At 40.9% G+C, this 17,732-nt stretch carries 18 protein-coding genes; 4 read left to right on the top strand and 14 right to left on the bottom strand.

Annotated elements, in window-relative coordinates; translation table 11 throughout:
• Window positions 1–84: 84 nt before the first annotated feature.
• The gene (dinB, locus tag ACHSBP_RS05890) at window positions 85–1,140 is read right to left on the bottom strand and encodes a DNA polymerase IV (RefSeq protein WP_040642292.1); all 1,056 of its coding nucleotides are present in this window, start codon (window positions 1,138–1,140) and stop codon (window positions 85–87) included.
• A 392-nt stretch (window positions 1,141–1,532) separates the two neighbouring features.
• Here dinB and ACHSBP_RS05885 point away from each other — a divergent pair, with 392 nt between their 5' ends.
• The 4 genes from ACHSBP_RS05885 to ACHSBP_RS05870 all read left to right on the top strand — a co-directional run bounded on the left by ACHSBP_RS05885 (window position 1,533) and on the right by ACHSBP_RS05870 (window position 5,214).
• Window positions 1,533–1,898 carry a DUF3192 domain-containing protein gene (locus tag ACHSBP_RS05885; protein ID WP_010561772.1) on the top strand — a complete coding sequence of 122 codons (366 nt, stop codon included), beginning with the start codon at window positions 1,533–1,535 and terminating at the stop codon, window positions 1,896–1,898.
• 142 nt (window positions 1,899–2,040) lie between these two features.
• Window positions 2,041–2,793, top strand: a complete 753-nt coding sequence (locus ACHSBP_RS05880) for a LytTR family DNA-binding domain-containing protein (protein WP_010561773.1) — start codon at window positions 2,041–2,043, stop codon at window positions 2,791–2,793.
• Window positions 2,794–2,847: 54 nt separating this feature from the next.
• Window positions 2,848–3,234, top strand: a complete 387-nt coding sequence (locus tag ACHSBP_RS05875; RefSeq protein WP_010561774.1) for a BlaI/MecI/CopY family transcriptional regulator — start codon at window positions 2,848–2,850, stop codon at window positions 3,232–3,234.
• Window positions 3,235–3,243: 9 nt separating this feature from the next.
• Complete coding sequence (locus ACHSBP_RS05870; protein WP_395388329.1) at window positions 3,244–5,214, top strand: M56 family metallopeptidase; 1,971 nt, start codon at window positions 3,244–3,246, stop codon at window positions 5,212–5,214.
• A gap of 37 nt (window positions 5,215–5,251) precedes the next feature.
• Here the strand turns inward: ACHSBP_RS05870 and nqrM are convergent, their stop codons facing one another.
• From nqrM to ACHSBP_RS05805, 13 genes are all read right to left on the bottom strand, one after another.
• Window positions 5,252–5,464, bottom strand: coding sequence for a (Na+)-NQR maturation NqrM (gene nqrM / locus ACHSBP_RS05865; RefSeq protein ID WP_010561776.1), 213 nt, complete (start codon window positions 5,462–5,464; stop codon window positions 5,252–5,254).
• Window positions 5,465–5,636: 172 nt separating this feature from the next.
• A complete protein-coding gene (locus ACHSBP_RS05860; protein ID WP_040642282.1) occupies window positions 5,637–6,659 on the bottom strand; it encodes an FAD:protein FMN transferase in 1,023 nt (340 codons plus the stop codon).
• Between the two features lie 96 nt (window positions 6,660–6,755).
• Window positions 6,756–7,982 carry an NADH:ubiquinone reductase (Na(+)-transporting) subunit F gene (nqrF, locus tag ACHSBP_RS05855; RefSeq protein ID WP_010561778.1) on the bottom strand — a complete coding sequence of 409 codons (1,227 nt, stop codon included), beginning with the start codon at window positions 7,980–7,982 and terminating at the stop codon, window positions 6,756–6,758.
• 20 nt (window positions 7,983–8,002) lie between these two features.
• Window positions 8,003–8,611, bottom strand: a complete 609-nt coding sequence (gene nqrE / locus ACHSBP_RS05850) for an NADH:ubiquinone reductase (Na(+)-transporting) subunit E (protein WP_010561779.1) — start codon at window positions 8,609–8,611, stop codon at window positions 8,003–8,005.
• A gap of 10 nt (window positions 8,612–8,621) precedes the next feature.
• Complete coding sequence (locus ACHSBP_RS05845; RefSeq protein ID WP_010561780.1) at window positions 8,622–9,251, bottom strand: NADH:ubiquinone reductase (Na(+)-transporting) subunit D; 630 nt, start codon at window positions 9,249–9,251, stop codon at window positions 8,622–8,624.
• Window positions 9,251–9,997 carry a Na(+)-translocating NADH-quinone reductase subunit C gene (locus ACHSBP_RS05840; protein WP_010561781.1) on the bottom strand — a complete coding sequence of 249 codons (747 nt, stop codon included), beginning with the start codon at window positions 9,995–9,997 and terminating at the stop codon, window positions 9,251–9,253. Before ACHSBP_RS05840 ends, ACHSBP_RS05845 begins: the two co-directional genes overlap by 1 nt.
• Entirely contained in the window at window positions 9,990–11,189 is a 1,200-nt protein-coding gene (locus ACHSBP_RS05835) for an NADH:ubiquinone reductase (Na(+)-transporting) subunit B (RefSeq protein ID WP_010561782.1), read from the bottom strand. The genes ACHSBP_RS05840 and ACHSBP_RS05835 overlap by 8 nt, the downstream gene beginning before the upstream one ends.
• Before the next feature lie 4 nt (window positions 11,190–11,193).
• Window positions 11,194–12,537, bottom strand: a complete 1,344-nt coding sequence (locus tag ACHSBP_RS05830) for a Na(+)-translocating NADH-quinone reductase subunit A (protein ID WP_010561783.1) — start codon at window positions 12,535–12,537, stop codon at window positions 11,194–11,196.
• Window positions 12,538–12,912: 375 nt separating this feature from the next.
• Window positions 12,913–14,100 (bottom strand): enoyl-ACP reductase FabV, encoded by a 1,188-nt coding sequence (gene fabV / locus ACHSBP_RS05825; protein WP_395388328.1) that lies wholly within the window; start codon window positions 14,098–14,100, stop codon window positions 12,913–12,915.
• A gap of 133 nt (window positions 14,101–14,233) precedes the next feature.
• On the bottom strand, window positions 14,234–15,331 hold the full coding sequence (locus ACHSBP_RS05820) for a TRAP transporter substrate-binding protein (RefSeq protein WP_010561785.1): 1,098 nt from the start codon (window positions 15,329–15,331) through the stop codon (window positions 14,234–14,236).
• Between the two features lie 30 nt (window positions 15,332–15,361).
• Complete coding sequence (locus ACHSBP_RS05815) at window positions 15,362–16,741, bottom strand: TRAP transporter large permease subunit (protein ID WP_010561786.1); 1,380 nt, start codon at window positions 16,739–16,741, stop codon at window positions 15,362–15,364.
• Window positions 16,741–17,283 carry a TRAP transporter small permease subunit gene (locus tag ACHSBP_RS05810; protein ID WP_010561787.1) on the bottom strand — a complete coding sequence of 181 codons (543 nt, stop codon included), beginning with the start codon at window positions 17,281–17,283 and terminating at the stop codon, window positions 16,741–16,743. Before ACHSBP_RS05810 ends, ACHSBP_RS05815 begins: the two co-directional genes overlap by 1 nt.
• 117 nt (window positions 17,284–17,400) lie before the next feature.
• The gene (locus tag ACHSBP_RS05805) at window positions 17,401–17,709 is read right to left on the bottom strand and encodes a BolA family transcriptional regulator (RefSeq protein ID WP_010561788.1); all 309 of its coding nucleotides are present in this window, start codon (window positions 17,707–17,709) and stop codon (window positions 17,401–17,403) included.
• Between the last annotated feature and the right edge of the window lie 23 nt (window positions 17,710–17,732).

Raw genomic sequence — 17,732 nt, 5'->3', positions numbered from 1 at the left:
AACCTTACTGAACGAATAAAAACGCGCAATGTGTCGCGTAAGTTTAGAAAAGATGGCTTAAATATGAGGGCAAATTTGTAAAAATCAAGATTCAAACATTGCAAGCTGCTCTTGTTCGTAGCTATTTTCAGACAAGCCAACACCTAAACCGAGTAATCTCACGCCTTTATTTCCGCCTCGTAAGTAGGCTTTTTCAATTAAACGAGTAAAAATATCATCATCTAAATGCGTGCAGCTGTAATCCGCGGTTGTTGTAACAAAATCGTTAAACTTAACTTTTACCGAAAGCTTAGATACTTTGTTTAACAACCCTTTACTTTGTAGCCTTGTATCAAGCTCATCTTTTAATTTTGGCAGCTCTTGTAAGCATTGTTCTAGCGATGTCTTATCATATTCGTAGGTATGCTCAACTGAAAGTGACTTTCTAATACGTGATGTATTTATCTTGCCAATCACCTCACCATTACACTTTTTAAATAACTCTGCACCCCAGGTACCAAACTTCACCTGCATTTGATTTAAACCAAGGTTTAATACATCTTCACCAACAAACAAACCTGATGCATTCAATTTCTCTAAGGTTACTTTGCCTACACCGGGAATTTTTTTAAGGTTAAGCGCTTTCAAAAACCCTTGCACCCGATGAGGAGGGATCAAACAATAACCATTTGGTTTGTTTTCATCACTGGCAATTTTCGCCACAAATTTAATGGGTGCGATTCCCGCCGATGCCGTTAATCCTGTTGTTTCAAAAATCTCATCGCGAATCGCATTAGCGATAAGTGTTGCACTGCCTGAGTGCTGTGTGCAATCGGTTACATCTAAATAGGCTTCATCTAAAGAAAGCGGTTCAATCAGATCTGTGTATTTGGCGAAAATCTCTCTAATTTGATTAGACACTTCTTTGTATACAGCCATTCTTCCGGGAACAATCAGTAATTCTGGACACAGTTGCAACGCTTTATAGTTAGACATGGCTGAGCGCACTCCATATTGACGCGCAATATAGTTTGCCGTTGCCAACACACCACGACGGTGTTTACCGCCAATTGCGATTGGCTTATCTCTCAACTCTGGATTGTCTCGCATTTCGACTGCTGCATAAAAACAATCCATATCAATATGTATAAATTTTTTCAAAATCACAAAACACTGTTTATATATACAGTTTATTATGTATCAAACTTATTTGATTCAGCAAGTTTTTATTTTGCAGCATATTAAGTTTTAAGATGTCTTTATCTGCATTCATTTTATTGATAAGAAAATGAATGCAGATAACAGCACAAGTAGCACATTGAAGTTTTGTAAACATTTATTTGGGCACAGTAAGCGACGATTAAAGCACCTTACATGGGAACGAGTACGCAGCGATGGCAATTAGCCAAAGTCGCTAACATTTCGTAAATATCACCAAAACCAGAAACAGTAAAATCAATAACTAATTGATAAATAGAGATTTAATTTTTTGGCATTATTTCTGCTAATAACTAGAAAATTATAATATTTGAAATATCATTCAAGGATCTTCTATGAAATACTTAGTTTTAGCTTCAGCTCTCACATTGCCACTTTTAACAGGCTGTGTTGTCGCAGTAGGCGGCGAAGGCAAATCAGACTATTCATCTAGCTGGGAAAGAACCCATGAAAAAAACCGCAAAGCGATTGCCAATATGGAAATTGGAAAAGAGTATCAACACGTAATCAATAAACTTGGCACGCCAAACTTTTCTGAGCTAGTAAAACAAAACGACACGGAATATCGTGTTCTTTACTATGCAACAAACTCTATTCACTCTGACGGTAAAACAACAAAAGACGAATGTACGCCGCTTGTGTTTAAAAATAATCAACTAACAGGCTGGGGCGAGCACGCTCTTGAGCAGTTAAAGAATTAATATGTGTAAGGGCGAAATGTTTCGCCCTTTTTTTAAAACCCTTTTAAATCAATCTATTTACATCCAATTACATTTATTCGTTGACTATTACGACAAGTTTCGTAATATTAATTACGAAAGGCATCGTAATTAGGTGGATAAAATGGATAGATACAATCTAGTCGTCGGTCACAACGACCCAGCATTCTCAGACATTCTGTCACAACAAATCGATAACTCACTTTTTGAGCTAACAACTGTTGAATCTTGCTTTGCCAAATTAATAACAGCCTGTAAAAAAACCAGTGCCAAAGTACTTTTTGTACAAAATGAGCTTATTCAAGAACATGATTGGCCTACTCTTCAATCATTGGCAGACTCAACTGAAATCATATTATTATCTAGTAATCGCGTTGATGCAGCTAAGGCATTTGAATGTGATTTATTTGATTTTATTTTAGAGCCTATGGTCAATTCTCGTTTAGGCAAAACATTAGATAAACTAGCCAAAATGCTCGCGCCTGAGAAACAGCAATTTGAGTTGATGAGCTCACTGGTGCAACGATTTTCGTCTAACCAATTAGATGACCAGCAAATCGTTTTAAAAGACGCTGGTAGAATAAAGTTTTTAACACCAGATGAAATATCTTGGGTTGGCGGCGCTGGAAACTACGTTGAATTGCACCTCAGCCAAGATGAGCGAACGATTTTACATCGCCAAACATTATCTTCAATGGAACAGCAGCTATCGCCATTTGGCTTTATTCGCATTCATCGCTCTGCGATCATCAAAAAACAAGCAATACGCGAAATTCGTCCTACCGATAACGGCGACTATATTGTTACCTTAAAAGACGGAGCCAATCTCAATTTATCCCGACGTTACAAGCAAAACATGCAAGGATTAATTGGTTGACAAATAAACTCTATCTCGTAGAGTAAATAACAATCTACGAAAAGCGACGTAATTATGAATAAGAATAAACGCGTACCAACAAGTGCAGAACTCAACATTCTTAATGTGCTGTGGCGTATTCAGCCCGCCACTGTTCGCACTTTGCATGAACATATCAGTGAAAGCCAAAAAATCGGCTACACCACTGTGCTTAAAATGCTACAAATCATGCACGAAAAAGGTCTTGTTACACGTGATGAATCAACTCGTGCGCATGTCTACAGCGCGGCATATTCTGTGGAACACACCCAATCATCTTTACTGTCAGACATTGTTAACAAAGCTTTTGGTGGATCACGTTTTGATCTGGTGATGCGCGCACTTGGCGATGAAAAAACCAGTGCTAAAGAAATTAATGAAATTCGTACTCTGTTAGATTCTCTCGAAAATAATAATAAGTAAGCACACGTTATGGATATACTGCCCTCATTATTAGAAAGTAATACTCTCTATTTTATTTCTCTCACTCTATTACATTTTTTATGGCAAGGCTTAGTTATTGCAGGCCTACTTTTTTGTGTAAATAAACTTACCAGCAATAAGCACAGCCAATTCCGTTATATTTTCTCATTATTCTGTTTACTGCTTTGTGTTATTGCGCCAACCATTACGTTTTATATTCTGTCGCAACCTGACGAAGTAATTAATGTAAGCACACTTGCAATAAATGACGTTATTGCGTCATCAATGGCGCCTTCAGGTATATCTAACACTGCGCATCAGATTCAGTTAGCTGATTATACGCCGCTAGTTGCCGTGCTATGGATGACTGGCATTATTGTGTTAAGCATGCGCCTTACTTTACAAATGCTGCAAGTACATAAGCTTACAACAACCAATATTGTGCAGCCATCAGACAAGCTAGAGTTAATTTTCAACCAACTTAAAGAGCGTCTTTTTGTAACTAAACGCGCCCGCTTGGTTATATCATTAACAGCACACGTGCCTATGGCAATTGGCTGGATAAAGCCCGTGGTGTTGCTGCCTGCAAATTTGGCAAGCGGGTTATCAATCGCTCAACTAGAAATGCTAATGGCACACGAGCTTGCACATATCAAACGTTATGATTATTTAGTCAACCTAATACAAACATTTGTTGAGTTAGTATTATTCTTCCACCCAGCAGTTAAGTGGATTTCTAAACAAATTCGACAAGAACGTGAATATTGCTGTGATGATTTAGCAATCCACCACTGTGGCAACCAGTTAGTATATGCCAGAGCATTAGCCGAAGCAGAAGTGCTTAGGCACAACATTCCTGAGCTTGCAATGGCAGCAACAGGTGGTGACTTGTCATCACGTATCCATCGCGCCGTAGGTCAGCACAGCTGTGCGCCACGCTATGGGAACCAATGGCTCGCCGCACTCGCTGCGGCATTCGTTATTCCAAGCATATTTACCGCCTCTAAAGTTATTGCAATGACACAGACCGAGCCGGCGCCAGTTCTACCTGCTAACCAGCAACACGTTATGGTGCTGGACGCAAAGGTTGCAGAAAATAAAAAGCCTCAGCAACCTATTGCTCAGCAAAACAATAAAAATCAGAAAACCAACAAAGAACAACAAACCAGTAACCCGCTTGAAACAGCAGTTGCTAAAGTAAAAGAAAACGCTCAAGAAAAATCGCCGATTAACACTACTGCTACAGCTAAATCAACTGAGAAAGCTCATGCTCAGATTGTAAAAACTGTGAGCGACTTAAAGCCAAAGCCTAAACTAATTACAAAGCCAATATCGCGCGCAAAAATGCGTAACTCAAGCAAAACAAGCGTTACTGAAAAAAAGGGAAAAGAGACTGCTAAACAGCAAAAAATAGCAAGTAAACAGGCGGAGCAAAAAGCGAAGTCAGCGGTGGTTGCAAAAGTTCAAGCAGATAAGGCTGCTAAATCAACGAAAGTAAAAACTCAGCAAATTAGCAAGCGCAAAAGCAATCAATTAGCGGCTAAATCAAACCAACCTGTTAAAACACCATCGGTAGCAAAAACCGAACACGCGGAAAAGTTAACTACTGCGCCAGTACTAAAAAAACAGCCCGAAAAAACAAAAGTGGAATTAGAGCCAAAATTTACTAGTGCTAAGCTCATTCATTCAGTTATTCCTGAACACCCAAGAATGCCATCATCACGACAAAATCATGTGGATGTTGCCGTAACATTTACTATTGATGAGCAAGGTCATGTTAGAGATATAGAGTACAAGGATAATGTAAATAGCCGTTTCAAGCGCTCCATTGCACGCGCACTTAAAGAGTGGCGTTTTGAGCCTGCAATGAAGGGCAATAAAAAGGTTTCAACTAAGATGAGTAAAATCTTCGGTTTTAGTGACCCAGGCCAATACCTACGACCTGTTACAGGCAGCAGAATTGCTAACAGATATAGATAAGCAAAAGGCCATCAATTGATGGCCTTTTTTATAATGATTAAATGATGCGATCTTTATTCCAGCGACGTTCTTTTGCCAAACGCTGTTTACGTGCTTCACATGGGTCGTCGCAGTCACATACTTTATCTATGCCCATCGCACCTAAGCCACCACAGCTACTCGCCATTGATTTCTTTTGTACAATTACGCCCACAGCCATTGCTAGTGCAATAATAACGAGTAATCCAAAAGTAAGAAAAAATATAGACATAGTTGGCCCCTTAAAAAAGTGTCGCAATTATACGCGCTCAAGACAAAAAATGTAATATTGAATTGGCTAATACTTGACCCAAAGCAAGCCAAAATTCAAAACCATCTCACTCGCAAATATGCAAATAGAGCAACTCAAAACACCTAGTTGTTCCGTAAAGCAAATAAATAACTTAAAGGTACGGCTGAAACGCGTTGCTGGCGTAGGTTTCTAAACCTTCTGGTGTTTTACTAATTAAGTATACTGCCAGATTATGTTGCTCTGCATATTGTTTCGCTTGCTCAGTACCCATTATAGTTAATGCAGTTGCTAAACCGTCCGCTGTCATCGCCGAGGCATGTAGTACTGTTACTGACACTAAATCTTGGCGCACCGGCTTGCCCGTTTCAGGGTGTATAAGGTGGGAGTAATGTACGCCATCCACATCATAAAATATACGATAGTCACCTGAAGTCGCCATAGCGATGTCATTTACACGAATTAACTTATGAAATTCACGTGTACCAGGTTCACTATCTGGTTGTTCAATCGCTAGCACCCAAGGCACGTTATTTGGCTTGTGGCCAGAAGTACGAATTTCACCGCCAATTTCAACCATATAATTGGTTAGCGACAATGAATCTAAATACTCTGCTACTTTGTCAATACCAAAGCCTTTCGCTGTTGCCGAATAACTTATCTCTAACCCTTCAACTGTTTTCGTCAGGCCATGCTCTGATAGCTTAAGCTTATCAACACCCATATGTTGCTTTATTTCAGCAATCTCCTCATCACTTGGAATGCTTTCAGGACGGTTATCAGGCCCAAAACCCCATAAATCGATTAAAGGACCCATAGTCACATCAAGCGTCTTTGTACTTAAACCTAAACGAATTGACTCAGCGGTAACGCGGCGGAAATCTTCAGAAATGGGAAAGTTTTGATTCGCAGCTAAACGGTTAAATTGGTTGATTTCAGAGTCAGGAATATACGTAGACATTGATTGGTTTACGTCTTTCAATAGGCTTGTTACATCACTGAATAAACTCAGTTCCTGCACTCTTTGCTCTGGCACAAATACCTTAATTGTAAAGGTGGTTCCCATAGTCTTGCCTTGCAACAACACCTCTTGCATCTTGGTCTCTTTAGCCGCTTGTTCACAGCCAACTAAAGTCAGTAGAATCAGAAAAAAAGCAAAATAGTATATTCGTTTCATAAACTTATTATCTTGTAATAAAAAAGGCTCCTAAATCATTATAGTCGATTTAGGAGCCTGAATTGTATCGTAAAAATTTATCTTTTTACCTGTGAATTAACCACCGAAGTCATCAAGTAGGATGTTTTCATCTTCAACACCCAAGTCTTTCAGCATGTTAATTACTGCCGCGTTCATCATCGGCGGACCACACATGTAGTATTCACAGTCTTCCGGTGCTTCATGATCACGTAAATAGTTTTCATAAAGAACATTATGGATAAAGCCTGTGTAACCTTCCCAGTTATCTTCTGGTTGTGGATCTGATAATGCACAGTGCCATACGAAGTTATCATTCTCAGCCTGTAGGCCATCGAAATCTTCAACGTAGAACATTTCACGCTTAGAACGCGCACCGTACCAGAAGCTCATCTTACGGTCAGAGTTAAGACGCTTAAGCTGGTCGAAAATGTGCGAACGCATTGGCGCCATACCTGCACCACCACCAACGAATACCATTTCTGCGTCTGTGTCTTTCGCAAAGAACTCACCAAACGGACCAGAAATTGTCACCTTGTCACCTTCTTTAAGTGACCAGATGTAAGATGACATCTTACCGCAAGGTAAGCTTAAATCACGCGGTGGCGGCGTAGCGATACGCACGTTAAGCATGATAATGCCTTCTTCTTCTGGGTAGTTAGCCATTGAATATGCACGGATAGTCTCTTCATCAACTTTTGACTCAAGACCAAAGAAGCCAAAGTGCTCCCAGTCACCACGATACTCTTCAGGAATATCGAAGTCTGCATATTTAACGTGGTGAGCTGGTGCTTCAATCTGGATGTAACCACCTGCACGGAAAGGTACAGATTCGCCATCAGGAATTGCAAGCTTAAGCTCTTTGATGAATGTCGCTTTGTTATCATTTGAGATAACTGTACATTCCCACTTTTTAACACCGAAAATTGACTCTTCAAGTTCAATTTCCATGTCACCTTTAACAGCAACCTGACACGCTAAACGACAACCTTCACGCGCTTCACCTTTAGTAATATGGTCAAGCTCAGTTGGTAGAATGTCACCACCACCTGAATGAACGTCTACGCGACACTGACCACATGAGCCACCGCCACCACATGCAGATGATACGAAGATACCTGCATCGGCTAATGCGCCTAAAAGTTTTGAACCTGGCTGTGTGATAATCGCTTTTTCAGGATCACCATTAACACCAATCGTTACGTTACCGCTAGGTACTAGTTTTGATTTAGCCGCGATGATAATCAGGACTAAGATCACAACAATAGCGATAAACATGCTTACGCCTAATACAACTGTTTCCATCGTATAGTTTCCTCGCTACCTTAAAGTGAAATACCAGAGAATGACATAAAGCCAAGACCCATAAGACCTACAGTAATAAAGGTAATACCTAAACCACGAAGACCATCAGGAATATCAGCATACTTCATCTTCTCACGAATACCCGCTAGCGCAACAATCGCAAGCGCCCAACCAACACCAGAACCAATACCAAATACCACTGATTCAGTGAAGTTATAGTTACGCTCAACCATGAATGCTACTGCACCAAAAATCGCACAGTTTACGGTGATAAGTGGTAAGAAGATACCCAGCGCGTTGTATAGCGGTGGGAAGAACTTATCAAGTGCCATTTCAAGGATTTGCACAAGTGCTGCGATAACACCGATGAATGTTAGGAACTTAAGAAAGCTTAAGTCAGCTTCAGGATAACCTAACCACTCAAGTGCACCAGGTGCAAGCAAGTTGTGGTAAACCAAGTTGTTTACTGGTACTGCAACACCTAATACGAAGATTACAGCAACACCAAGACCTAAAGAGGTAGTAACTTTCTTTGATACCGCTAGGAATGTACACATACCTAGGAAGAAAGAAAGCGCTAAGTTTTCAATGAAAACCGCTTTGATAAATAGATTAATATAATGTTCCATCTCTTACCTCTTATGCTTTCTCTACTTGGTCTTTCTTATAAGTACGAAGTACCCAAATGAATAAACCAATGATGAAGAAAGAACTTGGTGGAAGAATTAGAAGACCCATTGGCTGATAGAAACCACCTTCAGAAACTAACGGTAAGATTTCAACATCAAACAGCGTACCTTTACCGAATAGTTCACGAATGAAACCAACAGTTAGTAGTACTACTGAGTAACCAAGACCATTACCAACACCGTCTAGGAAAGACATCATTGGTGGCGACTTCATTGCATATGCTTCCGCGCGGCCCATTACAATACAGTTAGTAATGATTAGACCAACAAATACCGAAAGCTCTTTCGCCGTTGCGTAAACAAACGCTTGTAGCGTTTGGTCAACAACGATTACTAATGATGCAATAATCGTCATCTGTACGATAATACGTACGCTTGATGGAATATGGTTACGGATCATCGAGATGAATAAGCTCGAGAAAGCCGTTACTAATGTCAATGCGATTGACATGATAAGCGCATTTTTAAGGCTTGAAGTTACTGCTAGTGCAGAACAAATGCCCAGTACTTGAAGTGCAATTGGGTTGTTTGCAAAAACAGGACCAAACAAGACTTCTTTCATTTCTTTTGAATTAGCCATTAGTTCAATGCTCCTTCACGTACTTTCGCTAGGAATGGACCAAACGCTTTTTCGCTTGTCCAGAACTTGAATGTGTTATCAACACCTACAGAAGTAAGCGTTGCACCAGATAAACCATCCACTTTATGCACATTGTTACCCGCTGTACCTTTCACGATATCAACTGGTAATTGCTTGTCTTCCCAAGTCGCAGTCCACTTAGGGTTTTGGATTTCACCACCAAGACCCGGCGTTTCATTGTGCTTGTAGAAGTTAATCGCTTTAACTGTTTTAGTGTCAGTATCTAACGCTAAGAAACCGTACATAATACCCCAAAGGCCGTAACCTTGAACTGGTAGAATGATTGTTTCTACTTTACCGCTGTCATTTTTTGCAAAATAAACTGGCGACTCAGTTGTCATGCGCTGAACACCTGCTTTATCGTCTTGCTTGTCTAATTTGATGCTGCGTTTAGCATCGAACTTAGTCATTTCAAAATCAAAGCTGTTCGGATCAGTGTCAACGAACTCACCTGTTTTCATATCAACAACGCGAGCTTCAATGTTTGCATTGAATGTTTCAGACACATTTTTAACGTCAGCAAAACCAGCTGCAGCTAGAATATTACGCTGAACGTCTTGTGTTTTGTTTGCTTGCTGTAGCGGACGAAGTTGCACAGCGGCAAGCGATACAACTACCGCGCACACTAAACATAAGCCAACTACAACACCAAGTGTTTTGCCGATAGATTCGTTATTACTAGCCACGAGCCAATCTCCTCTTGATGTTCGACTGAACTACAAAGTGGTCGAATAACGGTGCAAACAAGTTAGCAAATAGAATTGCTAGCATCATACCCTCTGGGTATGCAGGGTTTACAACACGGATTAATACAACCATTACACCAATAAGAATACCGTATGCCCACTTACCTTTATCTGTGAAAGACGCAGAAACTGGGTCGGTCGCCATGAAGAACATACCAAATGCGAAGCCACCTAGTACTAGGTGCCAATGCCAAGGCATAGCGAACATGTTATTGGTTTCAGAGCCGATACCATTTAATAGGAATGACATTGCAACCATACCTGCAAACACACCTAGTACGATGCGCCATGAAGCGATACGGAAGTAAATTAGTGCTAAACCACCAATCATCAGTGCTAGTGTCGACGTTTCACCTACAGAACCTTGAACGAAACCGTAGAATGCATTCCACCATAGCTCCATGTTGCTGTAGTCAACGCTACCAACAACCGCTTGGCCAAGCATAGTCGCACCAGAGAAACCATCTACCGCTGTCCACACAGTATCACCAGAGATTTGTGCAGGGTATGCGAAGAATAAGAATGCACGACCAGCAAGTGCTGGGTTTAAGAAGTTACGGCCTGTACCACCAAATACTTCTTTCGCCATTACCACACCAAAGGTAATACCTAGTGCTACCTGCCAAAGCGGAATTGTCGCTGGCAGAATAAGTGCGAATAGTACCGATGTTACGAAGAAACCTTCATTAACTTCGTGCTTACGAATCGATGCAAATAGTACTTCCCAGAAACCACCTACAGCAAACACAGTCGCGTAAATTGGTAGGAAGAAACAAGCACCGTAGAACATTTTAGCGCCCCAACCCGATGTTGCAGTTAATTCACCGCCAAACATTTGGAATAACGCAACCTGCCATGAATCACCTAAAGCGAAACCATTAGCAAGCGCGATTGACGCTTGATGACCAATGTTAAACATACCGAAGAACATAGCTGGGAATGTCGCCATCCACACTAAAATCATAATACGTTTAAGGTCGATATTATCACGTACGTGAGAGCCAGTTTTAGTTACATGACCTGGCGTGTAGAAAATAGTCGCAGCTGCTTCATACAGTGCATACCATTTTTCGTGTTTACCACCTGGTTCAAAATGCGGCTCGATATCTTCAAGAAACTTCTTTAAGCCCATGGGATTAACCTTCCTTCTCAATAGTAGTCAGGCGTTCACGAAGGATTGGACCGTACTCGTATTTACCTGGACAAACGAAGGTACATAGCGCTAAATCTTCTTCATCTAGCTCAAGTGCACCTAGCGAAATCGCACCATCTAAATCACCCGCGATTAAATCACGAAGTAATAAAGTAGGAAGAATATCTAAAGGCATAATGCGCTCGTAGTTACCGATTGGCACCATAGAACGGCTTGAGCCACCTGTTGATGTCGTCATTTTGAATAAACGACTAGGCGCTAAATGCGATAGGAAAGTACGTGTTACAGAGAATTTCTTCGCACCTGGAGCAATCCAACCGAATAATTCTTTTTCACGACCTTCTAATAATGCTGTGATCTGAGTGTGGTAACGACCTAAGAAAGCGTGAGGGCCACTTGCCGTAGTACCCGAAAGTACAGAACCAGAAATCACACGGTTTTCGCCATCTTCTAACTCACCAGCAACGATGTCATCTGTAGATGCACCTAGTTGAGTTTTGATTAAACGTGGGTTTTTAACAGTAGGACCTGCTAACGCCACAACGCGATCAGTGAAGATTTCACCTGTTAGGAATAGTTTACCGAATGCAATCACATCCTGGTAACCTAAGTGCCATACCTGCTTGCTAGCAGAAACAGCGTCTAAGTGGTGAATGTGAGTACCTACTAAACCTGCTGGGTGCTTACCACCGAACTCATGTACTTCTACTTGAGCTACAGATGAAGAAGGAACAGTTGCACCAGGCGCCTTACATACAAACACTTTACCGTCAGTTAGGCGAGAAACAACCACTAGGCCTGCTTCAAACGCTTCAGCTTGTTCAGCAATAACAATTGCTGGGTCTGCTGCTAATGGGTTAGTGTCAATTGCAGTAACAAAGATCGAGCTCGGCGTTGAATCCAAAGCTGGAACTTTACTGAATGGACGGGTACGAAGCGCCGGCCATTGACCTGATTCAACCAGTACTTCTTGCACTTTTGCACGGTCAAGGCTCGCTAGCTCACCTGCCGAGAAAGACGCAAACGTTTCTTGCTCACTGCCGTTAACTTCAATAACAACAGATTGCAATACACGCTTAGCACCGCGATTGACTTCTTTAACAACACCAGAGGCTGGTGCAGTATACTTAACGCCAGGATTCTTTTTGTCGACAAAAAGAACTTGGCCTTTCTTGACTTGGTCATCCACACGAACATGCATGGTAGGACGCATACCAATAAATTCTTCACCTAGCACAGCGACTCTTTTAACGGCAGAACCGTCATGAATCACCTGCGAAGGTGCGCCTTCAATTGGCAAGTCCAGACCTTTTTTTATGTTGATCATACGCACTTGCATTACATTAATGAAAAGAAACTGAAAAATCTAACCATGTACCACCAAACATTCACGAAAGTGCAAATATTAAGCGATACAATCGAATCTATACATATTCCCCGAATTTTAACATTAATTCGGATGACTATGCGAGTCTAAATTGAAATTTATGCTTACAAATTAAAGCCTAAAATTTGTACTTTACAAGTTACTAAACGCTCTAATCTACTGGGTCGATCACCATTTCAATTAAATCAATTAGCCAAAAGTGTTATGTGAGAAATTTTCAGGGGGAAGAAGATTGGTGGGATTGAGAATTAAGAGTTCAGAATATCGGCATGCTACAACACCAACCTTCTGAACTCTAAAAGGAGACTCGGAGTTTTACACTAACTCGATATCTGCAACTGGGTTTACATCAGCGTCGTAATCCACGCTGTCGATACCAAAACCGAATAGTTTTAAAAATTCATTATGATAGCTCACGTAATCCGTAAGTTCGTCAATTGAATCGCTATCTACAGTATCCCAAATAGTTCGTACGCGAGCTTGAACGTCATCTTCCAACTCTTTGTAGTTTTGGAATAAATGGCCACCTTCGTCAAAGCGTGGGTTATCACCGTAAAGGTTTTCACGGAATAAACCATTGATCTGTTCAATTGTTCCTTCGTAAGTTCCGTCTTCTTTCATCACTTTGAAAAGACCAGAAATGTAAAGTGGCATAATTGGAATTGCTGAGCTCGCTTGCGTTACAACAGCATTTAGTGAAGAAACATACGCTTCACCATTTAGGCTCGCTGTTTTATCTTTAATTGCTGCGGCTGCACGATCTAAGTCTTCTTTTGCTTTACCGATTGTCGCATGGCCATAGATTGGCCACGTTAATTCTTTACCAATGTAGGTATAAGCTGTTGTTTTAAAACCGTCAGCAAGTACATCAGCCTGTTGCAGTGCATCAAGCCACATTTCCCAGTCTTCACCGCCCATAACTTTTACAGTATTAGCGATTTCTTCTTCACTTGCTGCGTCAACAGTTACTTCATCGATAACACGCTTAGACGTGTTTAAGTTTTTAGTTGTTACAGAGTTACCAATTGGCTTAAGTACTGATGAATAGGTTTCACCTGTATTTGGATCGGTACGACGTGGTGAAGCAAGGCTGTAAATGACTAAATCAACTTTACCTAGCTCTTCTTTAATGGTTGCAATCGTTTTTTCTTTTAATTCGTTAGAAAATGCATCGCCATTAATGTTTTTTGACCAAAGGCCAGCCGCTTCAGCTTCTGCTTGAAATGCCGCTGTGTTGTACCAGCCTGCAGAACCTGTACGCTTTTCCGTACCTTCTTTTTCAAAGAACACACCTAACGTTTTTGCGCCTGCGCCAAATGCTGCAGTAATACGTGATGCAAGACCGTAGCCAGTAGATGCACCAATTACTAATACGTTTTTAGGTCCAGTTTCTAATTGGCCTTGAGACTTCACATATTCAATTTGCTCTTTCACATGAGCTGCACAGCCTACTGGGTGCGCGTTTGTACAAATAAAACCACGAATTTTAGGCTTGATAACCATAAGTTAATTCCACTTTTACCTAATAAAATCTTTTAAAATTGTTGCTAGTTTAAAGCAAAGCACTGCCAAACAGGTCTGATCAGCAAATAATTTTCATAAAAAAGGGGCTTACGCCCCCTATCATCTTATCGTGTTATCGATTCGAATAATATTCCATTTCTGAAATCTGGTGATACGCCTTAACTTGCTGTAAGAACTCTGAGTAAGAACGCCATACTTTTGCCACGGCCTCATCATTACGTGCTTGCTCACTAATCACCTCCATAGTTGCCGCCTTTAGTGCCTGCATAACTTCTGGGGAGAATTTGCGCAGTTTCACATTGTGCTTGTTTTTCAGCTGATCAAGCGCAGTATTATTGCGAGCCGTATACTCATCTAACATATCTTGGTTTGCAGTACGCATCGCTGAGGTCACAATGGCCTGCAAATCACTCGGTAAAGACGCATACGCCTCTTTATTAATTAGAAACTCTAAATTCGCGCCTGGTTCATGCCAACCAGAATAATAGTAAAACTCTGCTGCTTTATTTAAACCAAAGGCTAAATCGTTATACGGACCAACCCACTCGGTGGCATCAATTGCACCAGTTTGTAGTGCAGTGAAAATTTCACCACCAGTTAGAGACAATGGCACGCCGCCGAGTTTTTCAAGCACTTCACCGCCTAAACCCGGAATACGCATTTTTAAGCCTTTTAAATCCTCAACGCTATTCACTTCTTTTTTAAACCAGCCAGCCATTTGTACGCCGGTATTGCCACCGGCCGCGGGAATTAAGTTGTAAGGTTCATAGAGCTCTTTCCATAATTCCATACCACCACCATGGTGCAACCAGCCGTTAACTTCTTGTGCATTCATGCCAAACGGTATTGCAGTAAAGAATTGCGCCGCAGGAATTTTTCCTTTCCAATAATAGGCTGCGCTGTGACCCATTTCAGCGGTACCGCTCGATACGGTATCAAATACCTCAAATCCAGGGACTAACTCGCCTGCGCCATACACTTTAATTTTTAAGCGGCCATTACTCATTGCCTCCACATTTTCTGCAAAACGCTCTGGCGCGGTACCTAGCCCTGGGTAATTTTTTGGCCAACTGGTCACTAGCTTCCATTTAAAGCTTTGTTGCTGTTCGACCGTGTTTGTTGTTGCATTACTGGTTTGTTGTTCTTGACCACAACCACTTAAACCAATCGCCAAGGCAATTGAAGTGATTAGTGTACTTAGTTTTTTCATGCTTCCTCCGTGCGTTCCATTGCAATAATTTTATGCATAAAGCTGGCTAGGCAACCACGTTACTAAACTTGGATACGCAGCCATTAACGCCAATAAAATCAATTGAATAATAATAAAAGGTATCACGCCTTTGTAAATTTGCGAGGTTAACACCGATTTTGGTGCAACACCGCGTAAATAAAACAGTGCAAAGCCAAAAGGCGGAGTTAAAAACGAGGTTTGTAAATTCACCGCAATCATAATGCCAAGCCAAATAGGATCTGCCCCCATCATTAATAAAATCGGTGCAACAATTGGCACTACGACAAATGTGATTTCAATAAAATCTAAAATAAAGCCAAGTAAAAACATCACTAGCATCACAACAAGCATGGCACCAAATAAGCCACCGGGCAGTGCTTCAAACATTTCAGCAATCAGTTCTTCGCCGCCAAACCCTCTAAAAACCAGTGAGAACAGCGATGCGCCGATTAAAATCATAAACACCATGGCAGTCACTTTGGTGGTGCTTTGCATTACCGCGTTTAAATTTGTAAGGTTAAACTGCTTTTGCCAAACGGCTAAAATAATGGCGCCAAATGCGCCAACACCAGCGGCTTCTGTTGGTGTGGCAATACCAAATAAAATAGAACCTAACACAATAAAAATCAGCATCAGTGGCGGCACTAAAGCGACAAATAGCGATACTTGCTTGCGCTTTTTAATATGTTCAATATCTTCATCCAATAATGCAGGAACTTGTTCTGGTTTAAATACCGCAACAAACACTGAGTACAAAATATAAAGCCCTACCAAAATGATGCCAGGGATCACAGCACCTGCGAATAAATCGCCTACACTGACATTCTCTGGCGAGAAAATTCCCATATTAAGTTGTGCTTGCTGATAGCTACTGGATAACACATCACCCAGTAATACCAATGCGATTGAAGGCGGAATGATCTGCCCAAGCGTGCCCGTTGCAGTAATAATACCGCAGCTATATTGTTCGCTATAGCCTCGCTTTAACATGGTTGGCAATGCCAATAACCCCATAGTTACAACGGTTGCACCCACAATACCCGTACTTGCGGCAAGCAACATGCCCACTAAGGTTACCGCAATACCCATGCCCGCTTTGCGTTTACCCATAACCACGGCCATGGCGTCGAGTAAGTTTTCAGCAACTTTCGATTTTTCCAGCATTACGCCCATAAAGACAAATAATGGCACAGCAATTAAAGTGCTATTAGTGACTATGCCAAATAAACGATTTGGCAACGCATGCAAAAACGCCCCATCAAAAATACCAAACAGACTGCCAATACCGGCAAAAATAAGCGCTGTTCCCGCCAATGAAAATGCCACGGGAAAACCCATTAAAAGTACAACGCAAACACATATAAAGAGTAAAATTGCCATATATTCCATTACGCATCTCCTTTATTGAAAAGCGTATTTAAGCTCTTACAGATTTCACTCAGGCTTTGTATCAGTAATAAAATACACATTAACGGGATCAAGCTTTTCAATAGGTAAACAAATGGAAGGCCGCCAGCTTCTTGCGATTGCTCTTTAATTTGCCAAGACACGGCAACATAATCGAAACTTACAAACAGAATAAAAATAGCAACAGGCCACAATAACACTAAGTGGCCTACTAAATTAACAAAGGCTTTTTTCGCTTTTGAAAAGCGGCGATAAAATACATCAACACGCACATGCTCATCGTGTTTTAACGCGTAGCTACAACCCAACATAAATAAATAAGCATGAAGATAAAGCACACTTTCTTGCATGGCTATCCAACCAAGACTAAAGCCATAGCGCAATAGCACGATTAAAAACATAATCAGCACCATCGCAAAACTAAACCATGCCACCGTTTGCCCTATTCGCTCTATAAAAGCATCAAGAAGGTTGGCGATTTTAATTAAATGTGATGAAGAGGAATTAGAGTTGACTGCACTCATTGTTAATTATTGTTATCATTTTAAAAGGAAAAATGTAACACCTAATTAACAAAGAGAAAAGTCCAACCTGTTGCACATCAAAGGCTGGACATTAGAAGATTAACGTATATTTGTTACTTACTGGTCAAATTTAGAGCCACCTAAACACTTAGGCGAATTAGGAATATCAGCATTTTGCCACTGCGATTGCGTATAAGTATGAATTGCTAACGCATGAATATGATTCGCCAGTTCATCAGCAAGGACTTCGTTGATCATACGGTGACACTGGAGTAAACGCTTGCCTTCAAAATCGTTACTAACAACAATCACTTTGAAATGTGATTCGGTGCCACGACTATGCATATGGCTTTCATTAATCACTTCTAAATGTTCACAAGAAAACGCGTTTTTTAGCTTTGATTCTATTTGCTCTAACATCGACATATTTAATTCTCATTAAAAATTTT

It is taken from the genome of Pseudoalteromonas sp. XMcav1-K, assembly GCF_044005875.1.
Lineage (GTDB): Bacteria > Pseudomonadota > Gammaproteobacteria > Enterobacterales > Alteromonadaceae > Pseudoalteromonas > Pseudoalteromonas spongiae.
This window is presented reverse-complemented; position numbering and strand designations above follow the sequence as displayed.

Coding starts and splice junctions, on each gene's coding strand:
- ACHSBP_RS05885 (WP_010561772.1), top strand. CDS start 1,533: ATGAAATACTTAGTTTTAGCTTCAGCTCTCACATTGCCACTTTTAACA.
- ACHSBP_RS05880 (WP_010561773.1), top strand. CDS start 2,041: ATGGATAGATACAATCTAGTCGTCGGTCACAACGACCCAGCATTCTCA.
- ACHSBP_RS05875 (WP_010561774.1), top strand. CDS start 2,848: ATGAATAAGAATAAACGCGTACCAACAAGTGCAGAACTCAACATTCTT.
- ACHSBP_RS05870 (WP_395388329.1), top strand. CDS start 3,244: ATGGATATACTGCCCTCATTATTAGAAAGTAATACTCTCTATTTTATT.
- nqrM (WP_010561776.1), bottom strand. CDS start 5,464: ATGTCTATATTTTTTCTTACTTTTGGATTACTCGTTATTATTGCACTA.
- ACHSBP_RS05860 (WP_040642282.1), bottom strand. CDS start 6,659: ATGAAACGAATATACTATTTTGCTTTTTTTCTGATTCTACTGACTTTA.
- nqrF (WP_010561778.1), bottom strand. CDS start 7,982: ATGGAAACAGTTGTATTAGGCGTAAGCATGTTTATCGCTATTGTTGTG.
- nqrE (WP_010561779.1), bottom strand. CDS start 8,611: ATGGAACATTATATTAATCTATTTATCAAAGCGGTTTTCATTGAAAAC.
- ACHSBP_RS05845 (WP_010561780.1), bottom strand. CDS start 9,251: ATGGCTAATTCAAAAGAAATGAAAGAAGTCTTGTTTGGTCCTGTTTTT.
- ACHSBP_RS05835 (WP_010561782.1), bottom strand. CDS start 11,189: ATGGGCTTAAAGAAGTTTCTTGAAGATATCGAGCCGCATTTTGAACCA.
- ACHSBP_RS05830 (WP_010561783.1), bottom strand. CDS start 12,537: ATGATCAACATAAAAAAAGGTCTGGACTTGCCAATTGAAGGCGCACCT.
- fabV (WP_395388328.1), bottom strand. CDS start 14,100: ATGGTTATCAAGCCTAAAATTCGTGGTTTTATTTGTACAAACGCGCAC.
- ACHSBP_RS05820 (WP_010561785.1), bottom strand. CDS start 15,331: ATGAAAAAACTAAGTACACTAATCACTTCAATTGCCTTGGCGATTGGT.
- ACHSBP_RS05815 (WP_010561786.1), bottom strand. CDS start 16,741: ATGGAATATATGGCAATTTTACTCTTTATATGTGTTTGCGTTGTACTT.
- ACHSBP_RS05810 (WP_010561787.1), bottom strand. CDS start 17,283: ATGAGTGCAGTCAACTCTAATTCCTCTTCATCACATTTAATTAAAATC.
- ACHSBP_RS05805 (WP_010561788.1), bottom strand. CDS start 17,709: ATGTCGATGTTAGAGCAAATAGAATCAAAGCTAAAAAACGCGTTTTCT.